This is a genomic window from uncultured Campylobacter sp. (assembly GCF_944323605.1).
GTDB lineage: Bacteria > Campylobacterota > Campylobacteria > Campylobacterales > Campylobacteraceae > Campylobacter_D.
In genome coordinates this window covers 38872-57987 of record NZ_CALUTC010000009.1, presented here as the reverse complement: position 1 = coordinate 57987, position 19116 = coordinate 38872, and the positions used below count along the sequence as shown (strand labels likewise).

At 30.4% G+C, this 19116-nt stretch carries 21 protein-coding genes; 9 read left to right on the top strand and 12 right to left on the bottom strand.

All coding sequences use genetic code 11. The features are described from left to right. Window positions 1-97 precede the first annotated feature (97 nt). Window positions 98-1267 carry an aspartate aminotransferase family protein gene (locus Q0J35_RS06190; RefSeq protein ID WP_297194199.1) on the bottom strand — a complete coding sequence of 390 codons (1170 nt, stop codon included), beginning with the start codon at window positions 1265-1267 and terminating at the stop codon, window positions 98-100. Between the two features lie 2 nt (window positions 1268-1269). After that, window positions 1270-2115: an acetylglutamate kinase gene (gene argB / locus Q0J35_RS06185; RefSeq protein ID WP_297194197.1), complete on the bottom strand. Its 846-nt coding sequence runs from the start codon at window positions 2113-2115 to the stop codon at window positions 1270-1272. A 155-nt stretch (window positions 2116-2270) separates the two neighbouring features. Between argB and Q0J35_RS06180 the strand changes: the two genes are divergently transcribed. Next, window positions 2271-3032, top strand: a complete 762-nt coding sequence (locus Q0J35_RS06180) for a TerC family protein (RefSeq protein WP_297194195.1) — start codon at window positions 2271-2273, stop codon at window positions 3030-3032. Here the strand turns inward: Q0J35_RS06180 and Q0J35_RS06175 are convergent. The 5 genes from Q0J35_RS06175 to rpsT all read right to left on the bottom strand — a co-directional run bounded on the left by Q0J35_RS06175 (window position 3029) and on the right by rpsT (window position 6917). Next, window positions 3029-3469: a hypothetical protein gene (locus Q0J35_RS06175; RefSeq protein ID WP_297194193.1), complete on the bottom strand. Its 441-nt coding sequence runs from the start codon at window positions 3467-3469 to the stop codon at window positions 3029-3031. The genes Q0J35_RS06180 and Q0J35_RS06175 overlap by 4 nt on opposite strands. Further along, entirely contained in the window at window positions 3447-4436 is a 990-nt protein-coding gene (gene ribD / locus Q0J35_RS06170) for a bifunctional diaminohydroxyphosphoribosylaminopyrimidine deaminase/5-amino-6-(5-phosphoribosylamino)uracil reductase RibD (protein WP_297194191.1), read from the bottom strand. Before ribD ends, Q0J35_RS06175 begins: the two co-directional genes overlap by 23 nt. A 7-nt stretch (window positions 4437-4443) precedes the next feature. Further along, complete coding sequence (locus Q0J35_RS06165; RefSeq protein WP_297194189.1) at window positions 4444-5502, bottom strand: hypothetical protein; 1059 nt, start codon at window positions 5500-5502, stop codon at window positions 4444-4446. 87 nt (window positions 5503-5589) lie between these two features. After that, complete coding sequence (gene prfA / locus Q0J35_RS06160) at window positions 5590-6654, bottom strand: peptide chain release factor 1 (protein ID WP_297194185.1); 1065 nt, start codon at window positions 6652-6654, stop codon at window positions 5590-5592. Continuing rightward, the gene (rpsT, locus tag Q0J35_RS06155) at window positions 6654-6917 is read right to left on the bottom strand and encodes a 30S ribosomal protein S20 (protein ID WP_297194182.1); all 264 of its coding nucleotides are present in this window, start codon (window positions 6915-6917) and stop codon (window positions 6654-6656) included. Before rpsT ends, prfA begins: the two co-directional genes overlap by 1 nt. 121 nt (window positions 6918-7038) lie before the next feature. Between rpsT and Q0J35_RS06150 the strand changes: the two genes are divergently transcribed. Continuing rightward, window positions 7039-7788 (top strand): SDR family NAD(P)-dependent oxidoreductase, encoded by a 750-nt coding sequence (locus tag Q0J35_RS06150; protein ID WP_297194179.1) that lies wholly within the window; start codon window positions 7039-7041, stop codon window positions 7786-7788. Here the strand turns inward: Q0J35_RS06150 and Q0J35_RS06145 are convergent. Further along, complete coding sequence (locus tag Q0J35_RS06145; RefSeq protein WP_297194177.1) at window positions 7777-9009, bottom strand: HD domain-containing protein; 1233 nt, start codon at window positions 9007-9009, stop codon at window positions 7777-7779. The two genes, Q0J35_RS06150 and Q0J35_RS06145, sit on opposite strands and share 12 nt — an antisense overlap. A gap of 135 nt (window positions 9010-9144) precedes the next feature. Between Q0J35_RS06145 and dnaE the strand changes: the two genes are divergently transcribed. The 4 genes from dnaE to Q0J35_RS06125 are packed head-to-tail and all read left to right on the top strand — an operon-like array spanning window position 9145 to window position 14165. After that, window positions 9145-12723, top strand: a complete 3579-nt coding sequence (gene dnaE / locus Q0J35_RS06140; protein WP_297194175.1) for a DNA polymerase III subunit alpha — start codon at window positions 9145-9147, stop codon at window positions 12721-12723. Then, complete coding sequence (locus Q0J35_RS06135) at window positions 12723-13325, top strand: riboflavin synthase (RefSeq protein ID WP_297194173.1); 603 nt, start codon at window positions 12723-12725, stop codon at window positions 13323-13325. The genes dnaE and Q0J35_RS06135 overlap by 1 nt, the downstream gene beginning before the upstream one ends. After that, window positions 13298-13960 (top strand): polyphenol oxidase family protein, encoded by a 663-nt coding sequence (locus Q0J35_RS06130; RefSeq protein WP_297194171.1) that lies wholly within the window; start codon window positions 13298-13300, stop codon window positions 13958-13960. The genes Q0J35_RS06135 and Q0J35_RS06130 overlap by 28 nt, the downstream gene beginning before the upstream one ends. 1 nt (window position 13961) lies before the next feature. Further along, entirely contained in the window at window positions 13962-14165 is a 204-nt protein-coding gene (locus tag Q0J35_RS06125; RefSeq protein WP_297194169.1) for a hypothetical protein, read from the top strand. Window positions 14166-14204: 39 nt separating this feature from the next. On the opposite strand, the gene cmeU is transcribed toward Q0J35_RS06125, so the two are convergent. After that, the gene (gene cmeU, locus Q0J35_RS06120; RefSeq protein ID WP_297194167.1) at window positions 14205-14459 is read right to left on the bottom strand and encodes a CmeU family protein; all 255 of its coding nucleotides are present in this window, start codon (window positions 14457-14459) and stop codon (window positions 14205-14207) included. Window positions 14460-14566: 107 nt separating this feature from the next. Between cmeU and Q0J35_RS06115 the strand changes: the two genes are divergently transcribed. The 3 genes from Q0J35_RS06115 (at window position 14567) to Q0J35_RS06105 (ending at window position 16785) form a co-directional block, all read left to right on the top strand. Beyond that, window positions 14567-15814: a coproporphyrinogen III oxidase family protein gene (locus tag Q0J35_RS06115; RefSeq protein ID WP_297194165.1), complete on the top strand. Its 1248-nt coding sequence runs from the start codon at window positions 14567-14569 to the stop codon at window positions 15812-15814. A gap of 111 nt (window positions 15815-15925) precedes the next feature. Further along, the gene (locus Q0J35_RS06110; protein ID WP_297194163.1) at window positions 15926-16201 is read left to right on the top strand and encodes a hypothetical protein; all 276 of its coding nucleotides are present in this window, start codon (window positions 15926-15928) and stop codon (window positions 16199-16201) included. Between the two features lie 8 nt (window positions 16202-16209). After that, complete coding sequence (locus Q0J35_RS06105) at window positions 16210-16785, top strand: hypothetical protein (RefSeq protein WP_297194161.1); 576 nt, start codon at window positions 16210-16212, stop codon at window positions 16783-16785. 27 nt (window positions 16786-16812) lie between these two features. Here Q0J35_RS06105 and hemJ read toward each other — a convergent pair whose 3' ends face one another. From hemJ to glmM, 3 genes are read right to left on the bottom strand one after another with little or no spacing between them, the layout of a single operon-like run. Further along, the gene (hemJ, locus tag Q0J35_RS06100; protein WP_297194158.1) at window positions 16813-17259 is read right to left on the bottom strand and encodes a protoporphyrinogen oxidase HemJ; all 447 of its coding nucleotides are present in this window, start codon (window positions 17257-17259) and stop codon (window positions 16813-16815) included. After that, window positions 17243-17722, bottom strand: a complete 480-nt coding sequence (gene lspA, locus Q0J35_RS06095) for a signal peptidase II (RefSeq protein ID WP_297194156.1) — start codon at window positions 17720-17722, stop codon at window positions 17243-17245. Before lspA ends, hemJ begins: the two co-directional genes overlap by 17 nt. After that, window positions 17715-19052 carry a phosphoglucosamine mutase gene (gene glmM / locus Q0J35_RS06090; RefSeq protein WP_297194154.1) on the bottom strand — a complete coding sequence of 446 codons (1338 nt, stop codon included), beginning with the start codon at window positions 19050-19052 and terminating at the stop codon, window positions 17715-17717. Before glmM ends, lspA begins: the two co-directional genes overlap by 8 nt. Window positions 19053-19116 lie beyond the last annotated feature (64 nt).

Genomic DNA, 19116 nt, shown 5'->3' with positions numbered 1-19116 from the left:
CCCTTTTAATTTAAAATTTAAGGAAATATTATATTTTTGTTAAAATTTTATTTAACTTAATTTTTAAACAGAAAATTAACAAATCTATTAAAAAGGTCTAAAATTCACTTAAGCTAGAATCTAGCTTATGAAACATTTCGTTTATATGTTCTTTTGTTATTATCAGAGGGGGTAAAAACCTTAAATCATTTTTACCGCAAGATATTATCAGTAGTGAATTTTCTTGTGCTTTTTTTATTACGTCAGCTACCTTTACATCAGATTTTAAAGATAGGCTCTGCATAAAGCCTATACCTTGTCTTTTTTTTACAAAAGAGTATTTTTTTGCAAACATATCTAGTTTTTCTTCAAAATATATCCCAAGTTTTTTAACATTAGCTAGTATATCATCTTCTTTATAAGCCTTAAAAACGGCATTTACAGCCGCACAAGCTAAGGGATTTCCACCGTAAGTTGTGCCGTGGTCTCCAAGCTCTAAAATACTAGTAACTTTTTTTCCTAAAACAAAAGCACCCACACTAATGCCGCAGCCAAGTGCCTTTGCAGAGGCTAAAACATCTGGTAAGACATCAAAGTATTGATAAACGAAAAATTTTCCGCTTCTACCCATTCCGCACTGTATTTCATCGGCTATTAATAATATATCATTTTCATCGCAAAGTTTTCTAAGAGCTTGAAAAAAAGTTTTTTCAGCTACAGTTATACCGCCTTCTCCTTGCACTGTTTCTATTATAATGGCAACTGTTTTTTTGTTTATAAGTTTTTTTACACTTTCAATATCATTAAATTTTGCAAATTTCACACCTTGTATCAATGGTTTGAAAGGTTTTTGGTATTTTTCATTTGCGGTTAAAGATAAAGCACCCAGCGTTCTTCCGTGAAAAGAGTTTTTAAAAGCTATAAATTGTGGATTTTTAATATTTTTTTTATAGGCAAATTTTTTAGCTACTTTAAAAGCACCTTCCATAGCTTCAGTTCCAGAATTTACGAAAAAAACTTTTTCAAGCCCACTAGCATTAGATAAATTTTGTGTTGCTTTTTCTATATTTTCATTATAAAATAAATTGCTACTGTGTAAAATTTTGTCTATTTGTTTATGCAAATCCTGTGTGTATGTTTTATGTCTGTATCCAAGAGCACAAACGCCTATACCACTGGCAAAATCAAGGTATTTTTTTCCTTTCGTGTCAAAAAGATAAACCCCATCACCTTTACTTAGTGTAATGTCAAATCTTTTATAAATTTGAAGTAAATTATCTTGTGCCATATTTATACCTCTGTGATGACTGTGCCTATGCCTTTGTTAGTAAATATTTCTAACAAAAGACTATGCTTTAATCTGCCGTCTAAAATGTGAATTTTATTTACCCCGCTTTCACAAGCTTGTATGCAGGATTTTAATTTTACAAGCATACCGCCTTGAGTGCTTTTTGTGAGTTCTTTTGCTTTTTTAATATCAAGTTTTGATATTAAAGAATTTTTATCTTCGTAATTTTCATAAAGCCCTTCTACATCACTTAAAAATACTAATTTTTCAGCCCTTAACGCCTTTGCTATTTCGCACGCTACATCGTCTGCATTAATATTATAAGTGTTTGCATTTTTATCCATTCCTATGGGAGCGATTATTGGTAAGAAATCCTTTTCAAGCAAGTCTAGCAGAATTTTTTCATTTACTTTTTTTATATCTCCTACGAAACCTAAATTTTCATCTTTTTTTTTGCAATCAAGCAAAAAGCCATCTTTTCCACTTATGCCTATGGCTTTTACCCCGTGGCATTCTAAATTTTGCACTAGACTTTTATTTATTTTATATAACATAAGTTCTGCTACTTCTACCACTTCTTTTGAGCTTATTCTAAGTCCATTTTTAAATTCGCTTTTTATTTTTAATCTTTCGCACATAGTGCTTATATCTTTACCTCCACCATGAACTATTACCGGTTTTAAGCCGACTAATTTTAAAAGTGCTATATCTTGCATAACGCACATTTTAAGCTCTTCGTTTTCCATAGCAGAGCCACCGTATTTTATAAGAACTATTTTAGAATTAAATTCTCTTATGTATGGCAAGGCTTCTATTAAAATTTCAGCTTTTTCTAAATAAGTTTGCATATCTTTTCCCTTTATCAAAGATATTATTATATTACAAAATATAAATTTTGATACCTTTTTTGAATTAAAACTTGCATTAAATATTTTTAAATTTTTATTTTAAGTTAATATTAAAAGTCTAAAATAAGATTTTTATTTTATTTCTTAGGAATAATATGTTTGATTGGTTGTTTAGCATAGATGCCCTTATGACTTTGCTCACTCTTAGTGCTCTTGAAATAGTGCTTGGTATAGATAATGTTATATTGTTAGCTATTTTGGTTAATAAGCTAGATCCAAAATATAGGGATAGAGCTAGGTATTTGGGTCTTTTTCTAGCTATGTTTGCACGTATAGCTTTGCTTTTTTCATTATTTTTAATAATGAAACTCACTGCACCTCTTTTTAATATATATTTTCCGGGAATATCAGAAGATAGCATAGCGTTTTTACCTATGGAAATTTCAGGCAGGGATTTGGTCTTATTTTTTGGTGGTTTGTTTTTGATAATTAAACCTATAATGGAGATAGTAGAACAACTCAAACAATCTAGAGGAGAAGAACATCACGGAAGCAATGTTAAGGCTAAATTTTGGACTGTTATAGTTCAGATTATTTTGCTAGATATAGTCTTTTCACTTGATAGCGTTATCACTGCTGTTGGTATAGCTCAAGATATAGAAATAATGGTTTTAGCTGTTATTGTAGCGGTTGCGGTTATGCTTTTTGCTTCAAAGCCTATAGCTGACTTTGTAGAAACATATCCTAGTATAAAGATTTTAGCTCTTTCATTTTTGATAATGGTCGGTCTTGTTTTGGTGTGCGAAAGTTTAGATATACACATAAGCAAAGCTTACATATACACCGCTATGATATTTTCTTTATCTGTTGAAATTTTAAATATTTTTGCTAATAAACATCAAGAAAAGCAAGATTAAAGGCTATTTAGTCTTTTAATCTGCTTGTAAATATTAAAGCTATTCCAAAAACTAAGCAAAAAAAATGTAAAAAATACGCAAAGAAAAAACAAATCAATAAACATAAAATTATTATAAAAATACAAAAACAAAAAACATAAAAAAGCACAAAAACAAATCATAAATAGCAAAGAAACCCTTATTTTAGCTTCTTTAAAATTATTTGTATTTTTGCTTAAATTTCTAAAAAGTATGATTTTACCATCTCTTTTAAAGCAAGCTATTTCATCATTTGTGCTTAGAATATTTCTTTCTATGCTTTTGTATTCTAAATTCTCATTATTTAAAACAAGTTTATAGTTGGAATATCTGTAGTTTGTCTCTTCGCACTTAGAAATTTTAGCTCTTAAAAAAGTGTTTTTGTGGTTTAAAAAATTATTTAAGCTCAAAAATGCCATAACTATCACCACCCAATTCGCCTCTGTAAAGGGCTTCTAGCTCTAAGTCAATGCTTATAGATTTTTGTTTTGTAAATTTTGAATTTGAAAATATTAAAAATGCATCAACTTCATTTTTAAAGCTTTGTAAGAAATTTTCTCCACCCTCAAACATTATAAATTTAGCATCGTTTGGGATTGTCTCATAAAATTCCCTACCTTTTACACAAAAAGCAGCTATTTTTTTATCAAAGCTATTAATTCCTTTTGTGCTTAAAATACACAAATTTGGGGCTTTTGCGTTTGCAAGACGAGAATCTAAGGTAGGTCTATCAAGCCTCATTGTATTTCCTCCCACAACTAATAAATCAATAACCGAGCGTATTTTGTGAGAATATATCCTACTTTCTTCCGAGCTTACTGTTTTTCCAAGTGCCGAACCGTTTAGGCTTAGAGCCAGTTTAAAAAGTTTATACATTTGATTTTTTTGCCATTTAAAAAACGGCTTTAAAAGATTTTGTGTTCTTTCTTTGCAGAGTCCAATATCAACATCAATTCCGCTTTTTTTCAAAAATTCAGCCCCACCAGCAGCTTGTGAATTTATATCTAAAATAGATATGAATACTTTTTTAAATTTAAGCTCTGTAAAAAGCTTCGCACAAGGTGGAGTTTTTCCTTGATGATTACACGGTTCAAGTGTAACAAAAGCTATGGCATCTTTTAATAAATTTGAGTGATTTTTCAAGATAAAAGAGTGTGCTTCATTAGCTTCTTTTGGAATTTCAAGTTTAGGATTTAAAAGCTTTAGTGCTTCTTTGATAGCCTCTAATTCAGCGTGTGCAAAGCCCGCTTTTTTATGTGCTTGTATGCTTAAAATTTTTGAGTTTTTATCTAAGATTACAGCCCCAACTGCTGGGTTTGGGTAGGTTAAAAACTGATATTTCCAAGCCTCATCAATGGCTAAGTTCATATAAAATTCATTATTCATAATATAATTATTTATCAAAAAGATAGTAAAGTTTTGAATCCTCTTTCACATAAGGCTTTAGTTCAGAGAATCTAAAATTTACCTTTTCCATTCTATAGTTATCTTGATACCAGATAAATTCTATACCGTCCTTGCTTATAAAAAATTCTTCTGGCAACGGTATGTATTTATAATCACTCCTAGAAAGAAGTCCTGTTTCTGCAGCATTTTTTAGCTTTCTATAAGTTATCTCTAGCAATTTGTTATCATTTATGTTTTTTATCAAATCTTTAGTTTTGCTAGACAATTCCTCTCCTGTTTCTAAAGAAAAAATTCTAGAATAAGTTTTATTTTTTTCATAAATATCTATATATTCATATCTAAAGTCTTTAAAACTTAGTATTTTGTCATCTATGTAGTCAGGCATTAAAGAATTTATATATTCTATATACAGCGAAAAATTTTCCTGCTTTTCTATCCTTTTCTTTTGTTCTTGTTTTAGTATCTCTTTTAATTCTTTTGTTGATTTTGCACCATATCCTATTTTCTCATTTATATTTTTAAGCACTTTTTCTTCTATGCCGATATTGCTAGGTATTAAAAATGCGTCATCTACCATTGTAACTGTAAAATTCAAGCCAACTTTTAAGCTTTCTTGCAACATATTTTTAGCAAAATTTAAAGTATTTATCTTGTTTTCACTAATCTTGTATTCAATGCTTATGTTTTTATCCTTGAATTCTAGTTCTAATTGTGGTTTATTGTCGCTATCAAATTCAAGATGAGCTATGACTTGCTCATATGAGTTTAGGTCGTTTAAAGAGAATGTTTGATTGTTATCGCTTAATATACCTACTAGGTATGCTTCATACGAATCCGGTAATATAACATTTGTCGTGTAATTTACATCATCTATTTTTTCTAAGCTAAGATAGGCTCTATTTTTGGATTTATCTTCTAAAAAATACCAAATACCTTCATTGTTTTCCATAGAGAATGGAAACTTTATTTTTTTTTCATCTAAGTTATTATCACTATAACAAGCAAAAAAAGCGAATATTACTATGAAAGGAATCAAAAGTCTCATAAACTCTCCTTGTTAAAATCATAGCATTATTATGGTATAAAAGCAATATTTTATATTAAAAAAGATAAATTTTTGATATTTTAAGCTTTAATCATTTTCTTTTAGAGCCAAGGCTTGATAATGAGTTATTAGACTTTCTATCAATTCATTAAAATTCCCACTTTCCATAATGCTATCAAGTTTATATAGGGTTAAATTTATGCGGTGATCGCTGATTCTATTTTGTGGAAAATTATATGTTCTTATTCTTTCGCTTCTATCTCCACTCCCAACCTGCGATTTTCTTTCACTGCTTTCTTTTTCCAACCTTTCTTTTTCTTTCATTTCATAAAGTCTAGCCTTTAATACCTTCATAGCACTTTCTTTGTTCTTGTGTTGTGATTTTCCATCTTGATTAACAACGACTATGCCTGTTGGTATGTGTGTTATACGCACTGCACTATCTGTTGTATTTACACTTTGTCCCCCATGTCCGCTTGATCTCATAACGTCTATTTTTAGGTCATTAGGATTTATATCTATTTCTATATCATCAACTTCTGGCATTACAGCAACTGTTATAGCTGATGTATGAAGTCTGCCTTGAGATTCTGTTTGAGGAACTCTTTGCACTCTATGAGTTCCACTTTCGTATTTGAAACGAGAATACGCACCAGCACCTTTAATGAGTAAAATAACCTCTTTAAAGCCTCCAACGCTACCTTCACTAGAGCTTACTATTTCCGTTTTGTATCCATTCAAATCAGCATATCTGATATACGCCTTTAACAAATCTCCGGCAAATAAAGAGGCTTCGTCTCCACCCGTTCCGGCACGAATTTCTAAGAAGATATTTTTATCATCATTTGGGTCTTTTGGTAAAAGTAAAATTTTAAGCTCTTCTTCAATTTTAGGCTTAGTGTCTTCTAAAATTTTTAATTCTTCTTTTGCAAGTTCAGCAAATTCTGCATCAGACAAGAGTTTTTTATTTTCCTCTATATCTTTTATGATTTTTATGTATTCTTTTGCCTTTAATACTATGGGTTCTAAAGACTTTTGTTCCTTTGATATAGCAGTTATTTTAGCTACATCATTTATAGTAGAATCTTTTTTAAGCTCTTCGTTTAAATCTTCGTATTTTTTTAGAAAAGGTTCTAATTTTTTAGCTAACATTAGGCTATTTTATTTACTAAAAGAGCTAAACGACTTACCCTTCTTGAAGCACTTTGTTTTTTCAAAAAGCCTCTACTAACCATAGCGTGGATACTCTTATTTGCTAGTTTAAAAGCTTCCATAGCGGCTGTTTTGTCATTTTTTTCAGCTGCTTCCCTAACGGCTTTTGTTATATTTTTAAGCCTAGTTCTGTAAAATCTGTTTCTTTCAGTTCTTTTAAGAGTTTGTCTCGCTCTTTTTTCAGCAGATTTATGATTTGCCATTTATGCTATCCTTTTTTTGTTTCTGAAATAAAATTTTAATTTTACAAAAATAAAATTAAAAAAACATTAATGTTTCTTTGTTAATCTGTCTTAAATTTCCAAAATTTTTAAGGAATACAATATGCAAACCATAGCAATTACAGGAGCAAGTTCTGGCATAGGCAGAGAATTGGCTTTAAATTTAGCTTGCAAGGATTCAAGATTATTAATTTCTTCTCGTTCTAAAGAAAATTTACAAATTGTGGCAAATGAGCTTGAAAATTTGGGCGCAAAGAGTGAAATTTTTGCCTTTGATGTTTCTTGTGAAAAAAGCTCTTATGAATGGTGCGAATATATTTTTAGACAAAGGGTAGATATTCTTATTTTAAATGCTGGAATTTCATCGGGTCTTGATGAAAGTGCCAAAAAACAAATTCAAATTACTAAAGTTAATTGTTTAGGTATCGCAAATACAATATTTTACGCTGTAGAAAAGATGCAAAAACAAGAAGCTATAAAGGGCAAAAAAGGACATATAGTTTTAATAGCCTCCATAGCATCTTTTATAGCTTTGCCAAATGCACCAAGTTATAGTGCTTCAAAGCATTATGTTAAAGCCTTAGGCGAAGCTCTTAGCTTGGCTTATCCTGATATTTGCTTTACTGTTGTATGCCCCGGTTTTATAAAAACAAATTTAACAAAGCACATAGATATAAAAAATATGATGAGTGTCGAGCTTGCTGCTAAAAAGATAGTAAAAGCTATAAAACAAGAAAAAGCACTTTTAGTTTTTCCTTTTTATGTGGCCTTTGTGGCTAAAATTTATAATATACTTCCTTTGTGTGTAAAGAAAATTTTTAGAGGGTTTTTTACAAAAAAATCAAGATTGTAAATTTACTTTAAAATGAGACATAAGCTCATCACACAGTTTTAAAAAATTTACACCGTCTATGCTAGGGTGGCTTACAAAGTGATTGTATATTTCTTTTAAGCCATTTTTTAGTTCATTAGAGGTTAATCCGTGGCTTATGGACAGTGTAGCTTCCATAAAAGCGGCTAATTTATCGCAAGCTTTTAAAGCCTTGCCGTCTATTGCGTAGTATTCATTGCTATTAAAATTCTTTAAAGAAGCTGAACAGCTTTTTATTATACCGTCTTTAAATGTCCTATTTTCAAATTCATTTTTTATAATTAGGTTATTTTCATCTTTTCTCATACCCAAAAGATATGCAAATTCAGACCTAAAATCACTTGGCACAAGAGGTAAAATTTTATCATTTATAAGTTTTATTTCGTATTCGCTGATTAATGAGTGAAGCCCATCTATGCCATATTTTACAGGGCTTATTATATCTCTTGTAAGACTTTCTGGCAAGTCGTGAAATAAGGCACAGTAAAAATTACTTTGAGCCCTTGTTTCGCAAGCACCAACATTTAATGAATAAAAATATGACAAGATAGCAACTACAAGCATATGACCTAAAACGGCTGTTTCTGGTATTCTAGGTGTTTGTGCCCACCTTTTTTGGAAACGCAATCTACCACTTAGATCTATTAATCTGGCTATTTTTTGATTTAAGGCTATTTTTCTAGCACCTATTAACTCGTAATAATCTTCTAATTCCTCTTCAACTTTAGCCTTTATATCTTCTATATCGTTTAGAAAATTGCTAGTTTGATACACTATGTTAAATTCCCATCTAGTGGCAAAATACGATGCGGCTTTTAGTATCAGTCTTTCCTTTTGGTATTGGTTTGTATTTAGGTATTTTTGATACCTTTTTAAAAAACTACCGTCGTCTATATCTTTTATCATAGGTTCTAGTTTCGATAAAACCCAAGAATTAATCTGCTCTTTTTTTTGTCTAAGCATTTCGTGATATACATCAGGTCTTATGTCTGTTACTATCACTCTGCTTAAAAATTCAAAAATTCCACCTTCAAGCACAACCGACATATCAACATCTTTTTCAAGTTTTGCTAAAAAATAAGCTATTATAAATTTGTGTGCTTGTTTGTCAAGCTCTACAAGCTCTGTCATTCTAGGGTAGTCATTCCACCTGCTTATACAAGCTGCTTTAAATATATGCTCTATCAGTTCCGCTTTTATCATAAACTAAACCTTTTTATCATAAAATCAAAATAATATAAAAAATTTCAGCCCTAATATTTCAAAAAAGTTAGTAAATTATACTATATTTAAAGCTTTTTTTTTTATAATTTTCAAATAAAGAATCAAAGGCATATTATGAGCAAATATACACACTTACACTTACATACTGAATACTCTTTATTAGACGGTGCCAATAAATTAAATGAACTAGCACAAACACTGCAAAAACAAGGGGTAGATAGTGTTGCTATGAGCGATCACGGCAATATGTTTGGAGCTATTGATTTTTATAAGACTATGAAAAAACACAATATAAAGCCTATCATAGGTCTTGAAGCTTATATACATAATTTTGATAATTTAAACGATAAATCTTCAAGACAAAGGTTTCATCTTTGCCTTTTTGCTAAAAATCAAATCGGTTATGAAAATTTAATGTATCTTAGCTCACAAAGCTATATAAACGGCTTGTATTATTATCCTCGTATAAATAAAAAATTGCTCGAAAAGCATAGCGAAGGACTTATATGCTCTTCAGCTTGTTTGCAAGGCGAGATTAATTGGCATCTAAATTCTAACAATGAAAAAAATATAAAATTCGGTTCTAAAGGCTATAATGCCGCTAAAGAAGTAGCTTTATGGTATAAGAATCTTTTTAAAGATGATTTTTATTTAGAAATTATGAGACACGGCATAGGGGATCAAAGATATATAGATGATTTGATAATACAACTAGCTAAAGAGCTTGATATAAAAATAATAGCTACAAACGATACTCATTATACATTTAAAGATAGAGCAGAAGCTCACGAGGTTTTAATGTGTATAAATACAGGGTTTAAGCTTGATGATCCAAATCGCTTGAAGCATAGTGTTCATGAATTTTATTTAAAAAGTCCAGAGCAAATGCAAAGATTATTTGCAGACATACCAGAAGCTATAGAAAATACGCAAGAAATAGCAAATAAATGTAATTTAGAATTAAAACTTGGCGATCCTACTCCACCAAATTTCAAATTTACTAGAGACTATGCTAAGGAATATTCTTTAACCTTGGAAGAAGATAATGAATTTAGCTTCAAAAATGATGATATAGTTTTTGAATTTTTATGTAGAAAAGGGCTTGATGAAAGGCTTTCTTATATAGATGAGTCTAAGCATAAAATCTATAAAGAAAGATTAGAAAATGAAATACAAATCATCAAAAAAATGAAATTTTCAGGCTATATGCTTATAGTTGCTGATTTTATATCTATGGCTAAGAAAGAGGGAATCCCAGTTGGTCCAGGCAGAGGTTCAGCTGCTGGAAGTTTAGTGGCTTATTCTTTAAAGATTACAGATATAGATCCTTTGCCTTATAATTTACTTTTTGAAAGATTTTTAAATCCAGAACGCGTTTCTATGCCAGATATTGATATAGATTTTTGTCAAGATAGAAGAGATGAGGTTATAGACTATGTTATTGATAAATATGGTGCTGATAAAGTAGCCCAAGTTATAACCTTTGGTAAAATGCTTGCAAAGGGTGTTATAAGAGATGTTGCTAGAGTTTGTGGAATGCCTATAGGCGAAGCTGATGAATTTGCTAAGCTTGTCCCAGACGAACTTAAAATCACACTTCAAAGTGCATATGAAAAAGAACCAAAGATAGCCGAATTTATACAAAATCATTCTAAAGGCAAGGATGTTTGGGACTTTTCATTGGCACTTGAAGGTCTTAACAGACACGCAGGAGTTCATGCAGCAGGGCTTGTTATATCCAATGAATCTTTATGGAAAAAAACACCTCTTTTTAGACCTTCAAAAAATGATGAAAAACACCTTGTTACACAGTATTCTAAGGATTTTTTAGAAGATGTAGATTTGATAAAATTTGACTTTTTAGGACTTAAAACCTTAACTGTCATAGACAATGCAGTAAAACTCATAAAACAAAGATATAACAAAGATATTATTTGGGAAAAGATAGACATAAATGATAAAAAGGTATATAAGACTATACAAAGTGGAAATACTTTAGGTATATTTCAGATAGAATCAGACGGTATGCAAGCTTTAAATTCTAGATTAAAGCCGGATAGATTTGAAGACTTGATAGCTGTTTTAGCACTTTATAGACCTGGACCACTTGAAAGTGGAATGGTCGATGATTACATAGACATAAAACACGGACGCAAACAAGCACAGTATGTTTTTGAGGACTTAAAGCCTATCTTAGAGGATACTTATGGGGTAATTGTATATCAAGAACAAGTTATGCAAATAGTTCAGCAAATAGGCGGCTTTTCTCTTGGTGGTGCTGATAATGTGCGTCGTGCAATGGGAAAGAAAAAAAGAGAAATTTTAGATAGCCTTAAAAGCGAATATTTAGAAGGTGCTAAGAAAAGAGGCTATGATGAGAAAAAAGCTGATGATTTGTTTGAGCTTATATTAAAATTTGCAGAATACGGCTTTAATAAATCCCATTCTGCAGCTTACGCTTTAATAGCCTTTCAAACTGCTTTTTTAAAGACTTATTACCCAAGCGAATTTATGGCAGCACTTTTAACAAGCGAACAAAACAAGGTAGAAAAAGTTGCCCAGTATATAGAGGAACTAAAAAGAATGAATATAGGACTTTTGCCTCCTAGCATAAATAATGCAAGGGGCGAATTTGTAGCTATAAACAAAGACGGTAAAGAAGCCATTGTTTATGGACTTGCAGCTATTAAGAGTGTTGGAATGCCAGCGGTGAGTAATTTGCTTTCAGTTAGAGGCGATGGCTTTAAAAGTATAGATGATTTTATAAAAAAAATAGACCCAACCAAGATAAACAAAAGAACAATGGAAAGTCTTATAAAAGTAGGTGCCTTTGATGAGTATGGATACAGCAGAAAATGCCTTATGGATAATATAGAAAAAATTTGCGAAATATCAAGAAAGATAGCGGACATAAAAAGAAATGAAAGCACTTCTATATTTGGCTTTGAGGAAACTACGGATTCTATAAAATTAGACTTAAAAAACACACAAGAATTTAGTTTAAAAGAAAAATTAGAATTTGAAAAAGAGATTATAGGTTTTTATCTTTTTGCCCACCCTTTAGACGAATACAAAAAAGAGCTTGAGGGCATAGAATTTTTTAAAAGCATAGAATTTGATAAATTAACAGGTAGCGGACAGATACTTTGTGTAGGAAAGATAGAGGAATTAAAAAGCTTTATGAGTAAAGGTGGCAGGAGATTTGCCAAGATGAAGATATTAGATCTTTACTCAAGCATAGATATAGTTGTATTTGAAAAAAATGTAAGCTTACTTGAAGGAATTTATGAGGATTCTGAAAAAAGAGACAAGCCTTATGCTTTTGTTATAAATTATAAAAGAGATGACAGAGAATTTAGTTTAATGTTTAACGAGCTTTTAAGCTTAGATGAAGCAAAAGCTAAAAGTTTAAAGGCAAAAACTTCTTTTAAGTCTAAATCCACAAATAAAGACTACGTGCAAGAGCCTAGAGAATTTGAAAAGACTATTTTAGAAATTGATTTAACATCTTTAAACAAAGAAATCATTTATGAAATTCACGAGTTGGCAAGTTCTTTACACAATCCAAATGAAAACAATAAAAGGCTTGTTTTGAAAGTAAAAACTGTAGATTCTTGTCTTCTTTATACTACGAATTTTATACTTTCAGAAGAAGCAAAAGAAAAGATAATTCAAAAAACAAGAGTTAGCTAATGTTTAATGGACTTATAAGGGAAATAGCCAAGGTAAAAAATTATCAAAATAACACGCTTAGTTTATATGCAAAGCACAAGCCAGAATTAGGAGATAGCATAGCCGTAAATGGTGCTTGCCTTAGCGTAACAAGATTATTTGAAGGTGGTTTTGAGCTTGAATTATCTTTAGAAACTAGAAATAATATAGCCTATAAAAATTTAAAAGATTTTGTGCATATAGAGCCGGCTTTAAGATACGCTGACAAGATAGACGGTCATCTTTTGCAAGGTCATATAGACGGTATAGGAAGGCTTAGCAAAATTCAAAAAAGAGAAAATGGAGTTGATTTTTACATAACAGTTCCTTCTAATCTTATGAAATTTATGGCAAAAAAAGGAAGTGTCGCAATCGACGGCGTTAGTTTAACGATAAATGAAGTTTTTGACGATAGCATAAGACTTACTATAATACCTATAAGTTTTAAAGAAACCCTTTTTAAAAATTACGAACTCGGCAGAGAAGTAAATATAGAAAGCGATTTAATAGCTAGATATTTAGATAGGATAGTAAATTTCAAGGATAAGGATAGCTTATGTCAAAGAATGCCTTATATTTATTAGACAATAAAGACTGCTCCATATTTTGCGTTTATGGAGAAGATTTTATGCCCTATGCGGCGAAAATAGTAGATGAAAATTTATTTAAAGACTTTGAGAGTGGTATAAAAACCTGCGTTTTTATGAAACAAACGCATTCAAATAATGTTTTAATTTATAATGAGAATGTTAAATTTTATGACTGTGACGGTCTTGTTACTGATAAAAAACACATTGCACTGTGCGTTTTGAGTGCTGATTGTTTGCCTTTGATTTTGTGGCATAAAAGTGGATTTATTGCAAATTTGCATTCTGGAAGACAAGGAAGTTTTGATAATATCTTAAAAAATGCCATTTTTTTGCTTGAGAAAAAAGGCGTTAAATCTAGTGAATTAAATCTTTTCATAGCACCTTCTATATGCTTTAAAAATTATGAGATAGCAGGCGATGTTTTGTCTTATGCAAAAACAAATTTTAATGATTTTGTATATGAAAATAAACTTGACTTAAAAGCCATTGTTAAAGATGAGGCTGAAAAACTTGGCATTACAAATATTATAGATAGTGGAATTTGCACTTTTGATGATGAGAGATTTTTTTCTTATAGAAGAGATAAAAGCCAACAAAGATTTGTAACTGTTGCTTATCTAAAGGACTGATATGTATGAGAAAAAAGATTTAACTTTATTAAAAATAATACAAAAAGCAAGGCAATTTAACGATACAGAGCTTAGCAGCGAATTTTTGTTAAAGTCTTTACTAGCTCAAAATTTAAGCGAGATTAAAGATAGCGAAAAAGCTTACATAACAGAGCTTTTAAATAATCTTGTAGAAGCTAAAAAAGAAGCATCTTTAAGCAAGTGATAAGTAAAACCTAGAATTTAAAAATTCTAGGCTCATAGCTTAAAAATCCTTTTTTAAATCTTTTTCCATATCTATTTCATAGGCTTTGTAAATGCTTGGCAAAAGCTTTCTTATAGCATAGTCGTATTTATTAAAAAGCTTATAAACTTCCTCTGCATTTAGCGGTTTTGAATTTTTAAAGTCAAAAACATCTGTATTTTCTATCTTTGGCATATGAGTATCAAAAAAATTATAAAAATCTTTTCGAATTTCAAAGAGGCTGTTTAAATTTCCAACTATCTTATCTTTATCCATAGTAAAATCCTTTTTTTATTTTTTTAGATTCTAGCAAAAAAATATATTTGAATTTTATTTTTTATATAAAAAATGCTAAATTTATCCAAAATTTTTTTAGGATAAATATGACTTTTTCTCAAAAACTAATCTTAAACGGCACTCAAACATTTTTAAATTATAAATTTAAGCAAAATTTTAAAGCAATAAAAAAAGGCGATACTAAAAAACTTCCTAGCAAGAAAAGCTATATGATGTATATACACATACCTTTTTGCCATACTTTTTGCACTTACTGCGGCTTTCATAAGTATATATATGATGAGCTTTTAGCTAAAAAATACTTTCAGGCTTTAAGAGAGGAGATTAAGAACGCAAAAGAGCTTGGCTTTGACTTTGATACTCTTTATGTTGGCGGTGGCACTACTTTGGTAAATGAAAACGAGCTTTTAAAAACCTTAGAGCTTTGCAAGTCCCTTTTTTCCATAAAAGAAATATCTTGCGAAAGCGATCCAAATCACATAAAGCCAGATAAATTAAGACTTTTTAACGGTCTTATAGATAGGCTTAGTTGTGGCGTGCAAAGCTTTGATGATGAATTTTTAAAAAAAACCGCAAGGTATCAGAAATTTGGCTCATCAAAAGAGCTTATAAAAAAACTTGAAGCTGCTATTGGAATTTTGCCTATTTTTAGCATAGATTTGATATTTAATTTTCCAGCACAAAATGAAAAAGATTTATTAAAAGACTTACAAATAGCACAAAAACTAAATCCTACCCAAATCACCACCTATCCGCTTATGAAATCAAAGCTTACAAAAAAGCTTATAGCTAAGTCTTTTGGCAAAGATTTAGTAGATAAAGAATTTGAATTTTACAAACTTATACAGGATTTTTTTAAAGCTTATCAACAAAATAATTGCTGGTCTTTTAGCCTAGAAAAAAACAGCTTAAGCGATGAGTATGTAAGCTATCATAACGAATACGTAGGCTTTGGTAGCGGTGCTTTTAGCTTTTTAGATAACAAACTTTTAGTGAATGCCTTTGATTTAAACGAGTATGAAAGTCTTGGAGAAAATAAGCTAATAGCTGAGTTTGATTTTAAAAGAAAGGACATACTAAGATATAATTTTTTAAGCAAAATTTTTAGCTTAGAGCTTGATATAGATAAATTTAATGAAAATTTTACTTGCGACATTAAAAAAGATCTTAGCTTGGAATTAGCTTTGTTAAAATTTTCTTCTTTTTTGTTTGAAAGGGATAAAAAATTCATCTTAAGCGATGAGGGAAAATATCTTTTTGTGCTTTTGATGAAAGAATTTTATACAAATATGGACACAGTTAGAGCCTTTTTTAAAGAAAGAATCTTGCATTAAATCATTTAAAAATTTTTAGCTTTTTTTTGATTGTAATACCCAAACTTCTTTTAAGCAAATTTTAAGGGGGGGGGGGGGGTATAGTTTTTGGAAAATTTTTAAAGGCTTAATTTGAGAAAATTCTTTTTTATATCTTTCATAACAGTTTCTTTTTCTTTTGCTTGTAGCTCTGATTATTCTTGTTCTTTGGGCTATAAGTGCGTGAAAGCTCCTTATGAAAGCAGGGGAACTTGTATGAAAAAGGTAGATGAGTATGGCAGACAAGATTATGATTACTCAAGAGATATGAATTTTGGTGTTAAAACTGAAGGTGATTGCTCCTTTAATACAGACTGTCCCATAGGCTTTAGGTGTGATTCTTACTATAAAACTTGTGTGAAAAATTAAGAAAAAAAATGAAAAAGATATTTACAACTGTGATTTTAGCTTTATTTTTAGGTGCTTGTGCTGCTTTAGATGAAAATACACATACTAATAACACAAAAAAAGAAACTTGCATTCCTGATTTTACAGGGAAAACAAATCCTTGTAAGGTAAATTTTGGTTATGATAATTCTTTTGTTAAATTTTACGAGTCCTTGTATCTCAATACATCTTTAAGAGAATGTTTTATAAATGCTAATGAAAATTTTTTACAAGACGATGAAGTGCCAGAGCTTATAGTGGCAAGTAGCTTAAAAGATGGTATAAAAAGATTAAAAAATTTGGGTTTAGGATACAATACTATAGGACATTCTTCTTTTACAACCTTTATCAGAATTGATCCTAGTGAAACTATAGCTTTAGCTAAGGCTTTAAGGGCAAAATATGTTATATATATAGAGAAAAATCTTGGCTTAAAAGAAGATGCTGAGAGAAGAAAGAGAATGAGAATTAGTCAAGAAGCTATCTTTTTGATGGGAAACTATCAAAGCTTAGATAAAAAATGTCCTAGACTTATGCAAGAATTTAATGCTCAAAAATCAAAATAGCTTTTAAGCCCTTTTAAAAATAAAGGACTAAAAAGGCTTTATTATCATCATAGAAATGATAGCTATTAAAAGCAAGGTTGGCACTTCATTGTATATCCTAAAAAATTTACCACTTTTTTTACAAGTATCATTTTGAAAAGCTTTTAAAAAATGTAAATTACTAAAATGATACAGCAGCAAAAGCAAGGCAAAAAATAGCTTTGCGTGCATATAACCCTGTGATAATAACAACTCTTTATTTGCAAGAAGCATTAAAATTCCACTTAATACTGTAACTATCATAGCGGGATTTTGTATGTAGCGAAAAAGCTTTTTTTCTTGTATCTTTACAACATCTACAAAAGCTTTATTTTCAATGTTTTCACTATGATAAACAAATAATCTTGGCATATAAAAAAGCCCAGCCATCCATGATATAAAGGCTAGGTAATGAAGCCATTTTAACCATATATAATTTTCAAGTAAGATTTGCATTTTTATCCTTTTTCTTAAAAAAAATTTCTTTTATTAAAATCAAAGCTACGCTGATATTTATCATCACATCGGCTACATTAAAGATAGCAAATTCAAACCACTTATGCCAAAAAAACATATCCACAACACCGCCATACAAGAATCTATCTAATAAATTTGAAAGCCCGGCGGAAACCATTATGCTAAAGGCTAAAAAATGCTCTTTAAAAAATTTTTTTTGTATTAAAAGATAAGTTATTAAAAGAAGTATAAGTGCTAAATGTATGTATTTTAGGTATTCTTTTAGAAAAGAAAACATAGAAAAGGCTACCCCGTCATTAAAAACTAAAACCAAAGACATAAAAGAGCCGTTGTATCTCATACCATTTAGGCTTAGATATTTTACAAACTGATCCAGCACAAAAACTGCTATGAAAGCAATGGTAAAAATAATGCTTTGTTTTTTGTTTAGTATATTAAGCATTCAGGCTTTTCTCAAAAAATTCCACCACAGTTTTCATTTCTTTTTCTATAAGTTTTTTGTCCTTTGCTTCTAATAACAATCTGATTAAATTTTCTGTGCCAGAATACCTAAACAAAGAGCCTATGCCTTTTTGTTTTAAGGAATCTTCAAGCTCTTTTAGTCCTTTTATTTTGCTTAAATCCTTTTTTTGAGTAATCTTTAAATTTTTCAAAATTTGAGGATAAGGCTTTATTTGCGATAGTATGCTTGAGGCGGATTTTTTCTTAGAGAGCATTAAGGCTGAAAATTGAAGTGCTGCTATAAGTCCGTCTCCAGTTTTTGCATAATCTGAAAATATTATATGTCCGCTTTGTTCTCCACCGAAATTTCCGCCTACTTCTTTTAGCTTTTCTAGCACATATTTATCTCCCACGCCGCAAGTTGCAAGTTTTATGCCATTTTTTTGTAAAAATTCTTTTAATGCTCCATTACTCATAACAGTCGCTACAACTGAAGAATTTAATCTGCCTTGCTCTTTTAGATAAAGGGCTAAAACTCCAAGTAAAGAATCCCCGTTTGCCACTTCCCCTTTTTCATCTACTACTACAAGTCTATCTGCATCTCCGTCAAAAGCAAAGCCCACATCAGCTCTAAATTTCTTAACCTCTGTGGCAAGACTTAATGGGTGCAAAGCCCCGCAATTATCATTTATATTTAGTCCATTTGGTTTATCATTTAGCACTATAACTTCAGCACCAAGTTCTTTAAAGACTGTAGGAGCTACTTTGTAAGCTGCACCATTTGCCACATCAAGCACTACTCTTAATGATTTTAGCGTTAGATCTTTTGGAAAGGAATTTTTAATAGAAACTATATAACGTCCTATAACATCATCTATTCTTTTTGCTTGTCCTATCTTTTCAGAAGTTAGTTTGCAACTTTCTATAAGCTTATCATTAAAATAAATATCTTCTATCTGTTTTTCTATATCTTCATTTAATTTATTTCCGTGCATATCAAAGAATTTTATGCCATTATCATAGTATGGATTATGAGAGGCTGATATCATTATACCAGCATCGCAACGCATATCTTCTGTTAAAAAGGCTATTGCAGGTGTTGGCATAGGACCTATTTGCACGACATTATATCCTATGGAAGTTAGCCCTGAAACTATGGCATTTTCTATCATATAGCCGCTTCGTCTAGTATCTTTTCCAACTAAGATGTTGTTGGTTATAGCTTTATCTTTGAAGTAAATCCCAGCAGCCATTGCAAGACGCATAGCTAAAAAAGAATCTAAAAATTCTCCAGCCTTTCCTCTAACACCATCAGTTCCAAATAGTTTCATATGAACTCCTAAGCTAAATTTACGAAATTATAACAAAGCATTAAAAACAAATATGAATTTAGCT

Excerpts from the sequence above, each read along its gene's own strand:
- argB (WP_297194197.1), bottom strand. The coding sequence starts at position 2,115 with ATGCAAACTTATTTAGAAAAAGCTGAAATTTTAATAGAAGCCTTGCCA.
- Q0J35_RS06125 (WP_297194169.1), top strand. The coding sequence starts at position 13,962 with ATGTATGAGAAAAAAGATTTAACTTTATTAAAAATAATACAAAAAGCA.
- ribD (WP_297194191.1), bottom strand. The coding sequence starts at position 4,436 with ATGAATAATGAATTTTATATGAACTTAGCCATTGATGAGGCTTGGAAA.
- Q0J35_RS06115 (WP_297194165.1), top strand. The coding sequence starts at position 14,567 with ATGACTTTTTCTCAAAAACTAATCTTAAACGGCACTCAAACATTTTTA.
- Q0J35_RS06165 (WP_297194189.1), bottom strand. The coding sequence starts at position 5,502 with ATGAGACTTTTGATTCCTTTCATAGTAATATTCGCTTTTTTTGCTTGT.
- Q0J35_RS06150 (WP_297194179.1), top strand. The coding sequence starts at position 7,039 with ATGCAAACCATAGCAATTACAGGAGCAAGTTCTGGCATAGGCAGAGAA.
- Q0J35_RS06105 (WP_297194161.1), top strand. The coding sequence starts at position 16,210 with ATGAAAAAGATATTTACAACTGTGATTTTAGCTTTATTTTTAGGTGCT.
- Q0J35_RS06130 (WP_297194171.1), top strand. The coding sequence starts at position 13,298 with ATGTCAAAGAATGCCTTATATTTATTAGACAATAAAGACTGCTCCATA.
- Q0J35_RS06180 (WP_297194195.1), top strand. The coding sequence starts at position 2,271 with ATGTTTGATTGGTTGTTTAGCATAGATGCCCTTATGACTTTGCTCACT.
- prfA (WP_297194185.1), bottom strand. The coding sequence starts at position 6,654 with ATGTTAGCTAAAAAATTAGAACCTTTTCTAAAAAAATACGAAGATTTA.
- lspA (WP_297194156.1), bottom strand. The coding sequence starts at position 17,722 with ATGCTTAATATACTAAACAAAAAACAAAGCATTATTTTTACCATTGCT.
- Q0J35_RS06175 (WP_297194193.1), bottom strand. The coding sequence starts at position 3,469 with ATGGCATTTTTGAGCTTAAATAATTTTTTAAACCACAAAAACACTTTT.
- hemJ (WP_297194158.1), bottom strand. The coding sequence starts at position 17,259 with ATGCAAATCTTACTTGAAAATTATATATGGTTAAAATGGCTTCATTAC.
- dnaE (WP_297194175.1), top strand. The coding sequence starts at position 9,145 with ATGAGCAAATATACACACTTACACTTACATACTGAATACTCTTTATTA.
- rpsT (WP_297194182.1), bottom strand. The coding sequence starts at position 6,917 with ATGGCAAATCATAAATCTGCTGAAAAAAGAGCGAGACAAACTCTTAAA.
- Q0J35_RS06145 (WP_297194177.1), bottom strand. The coding sequence starts at position 9,009 with ATGATAAAAGCGGAACTGATAGAGCATATATTTAAAGCAGCTTGTATA.
- glmM (WP_297194154.1), bottom strand. The coding sequence starts at position 19,052 with ATGAAACTATTTGGAACTGATGGTGTTAGAGGAAAGGCTGGAGAATTT.
- Q0J35_RS06190 (WP_297194199.1), bottom strand. The coding sequence starts at position 1,267 with ATGGCACAAGATAATTTACTTCAAATTTATAAAAGATTTGACATTACA.
- Q0J35_RS06135 (WP_297194173.1), top strand. The coding sequence starts at position 12,723 with ATGTTTAATGGACTTATAAGGGAAATAGCCAAGGTAAAAAATTATCAA.
- cmeU (WP_297194167.1), bottom strand. The coding sequence starts at position 14,459 with ATGGATAAAGATAAGATAGTTGGAAATTTAAACAGCCTCTTTGAAATT.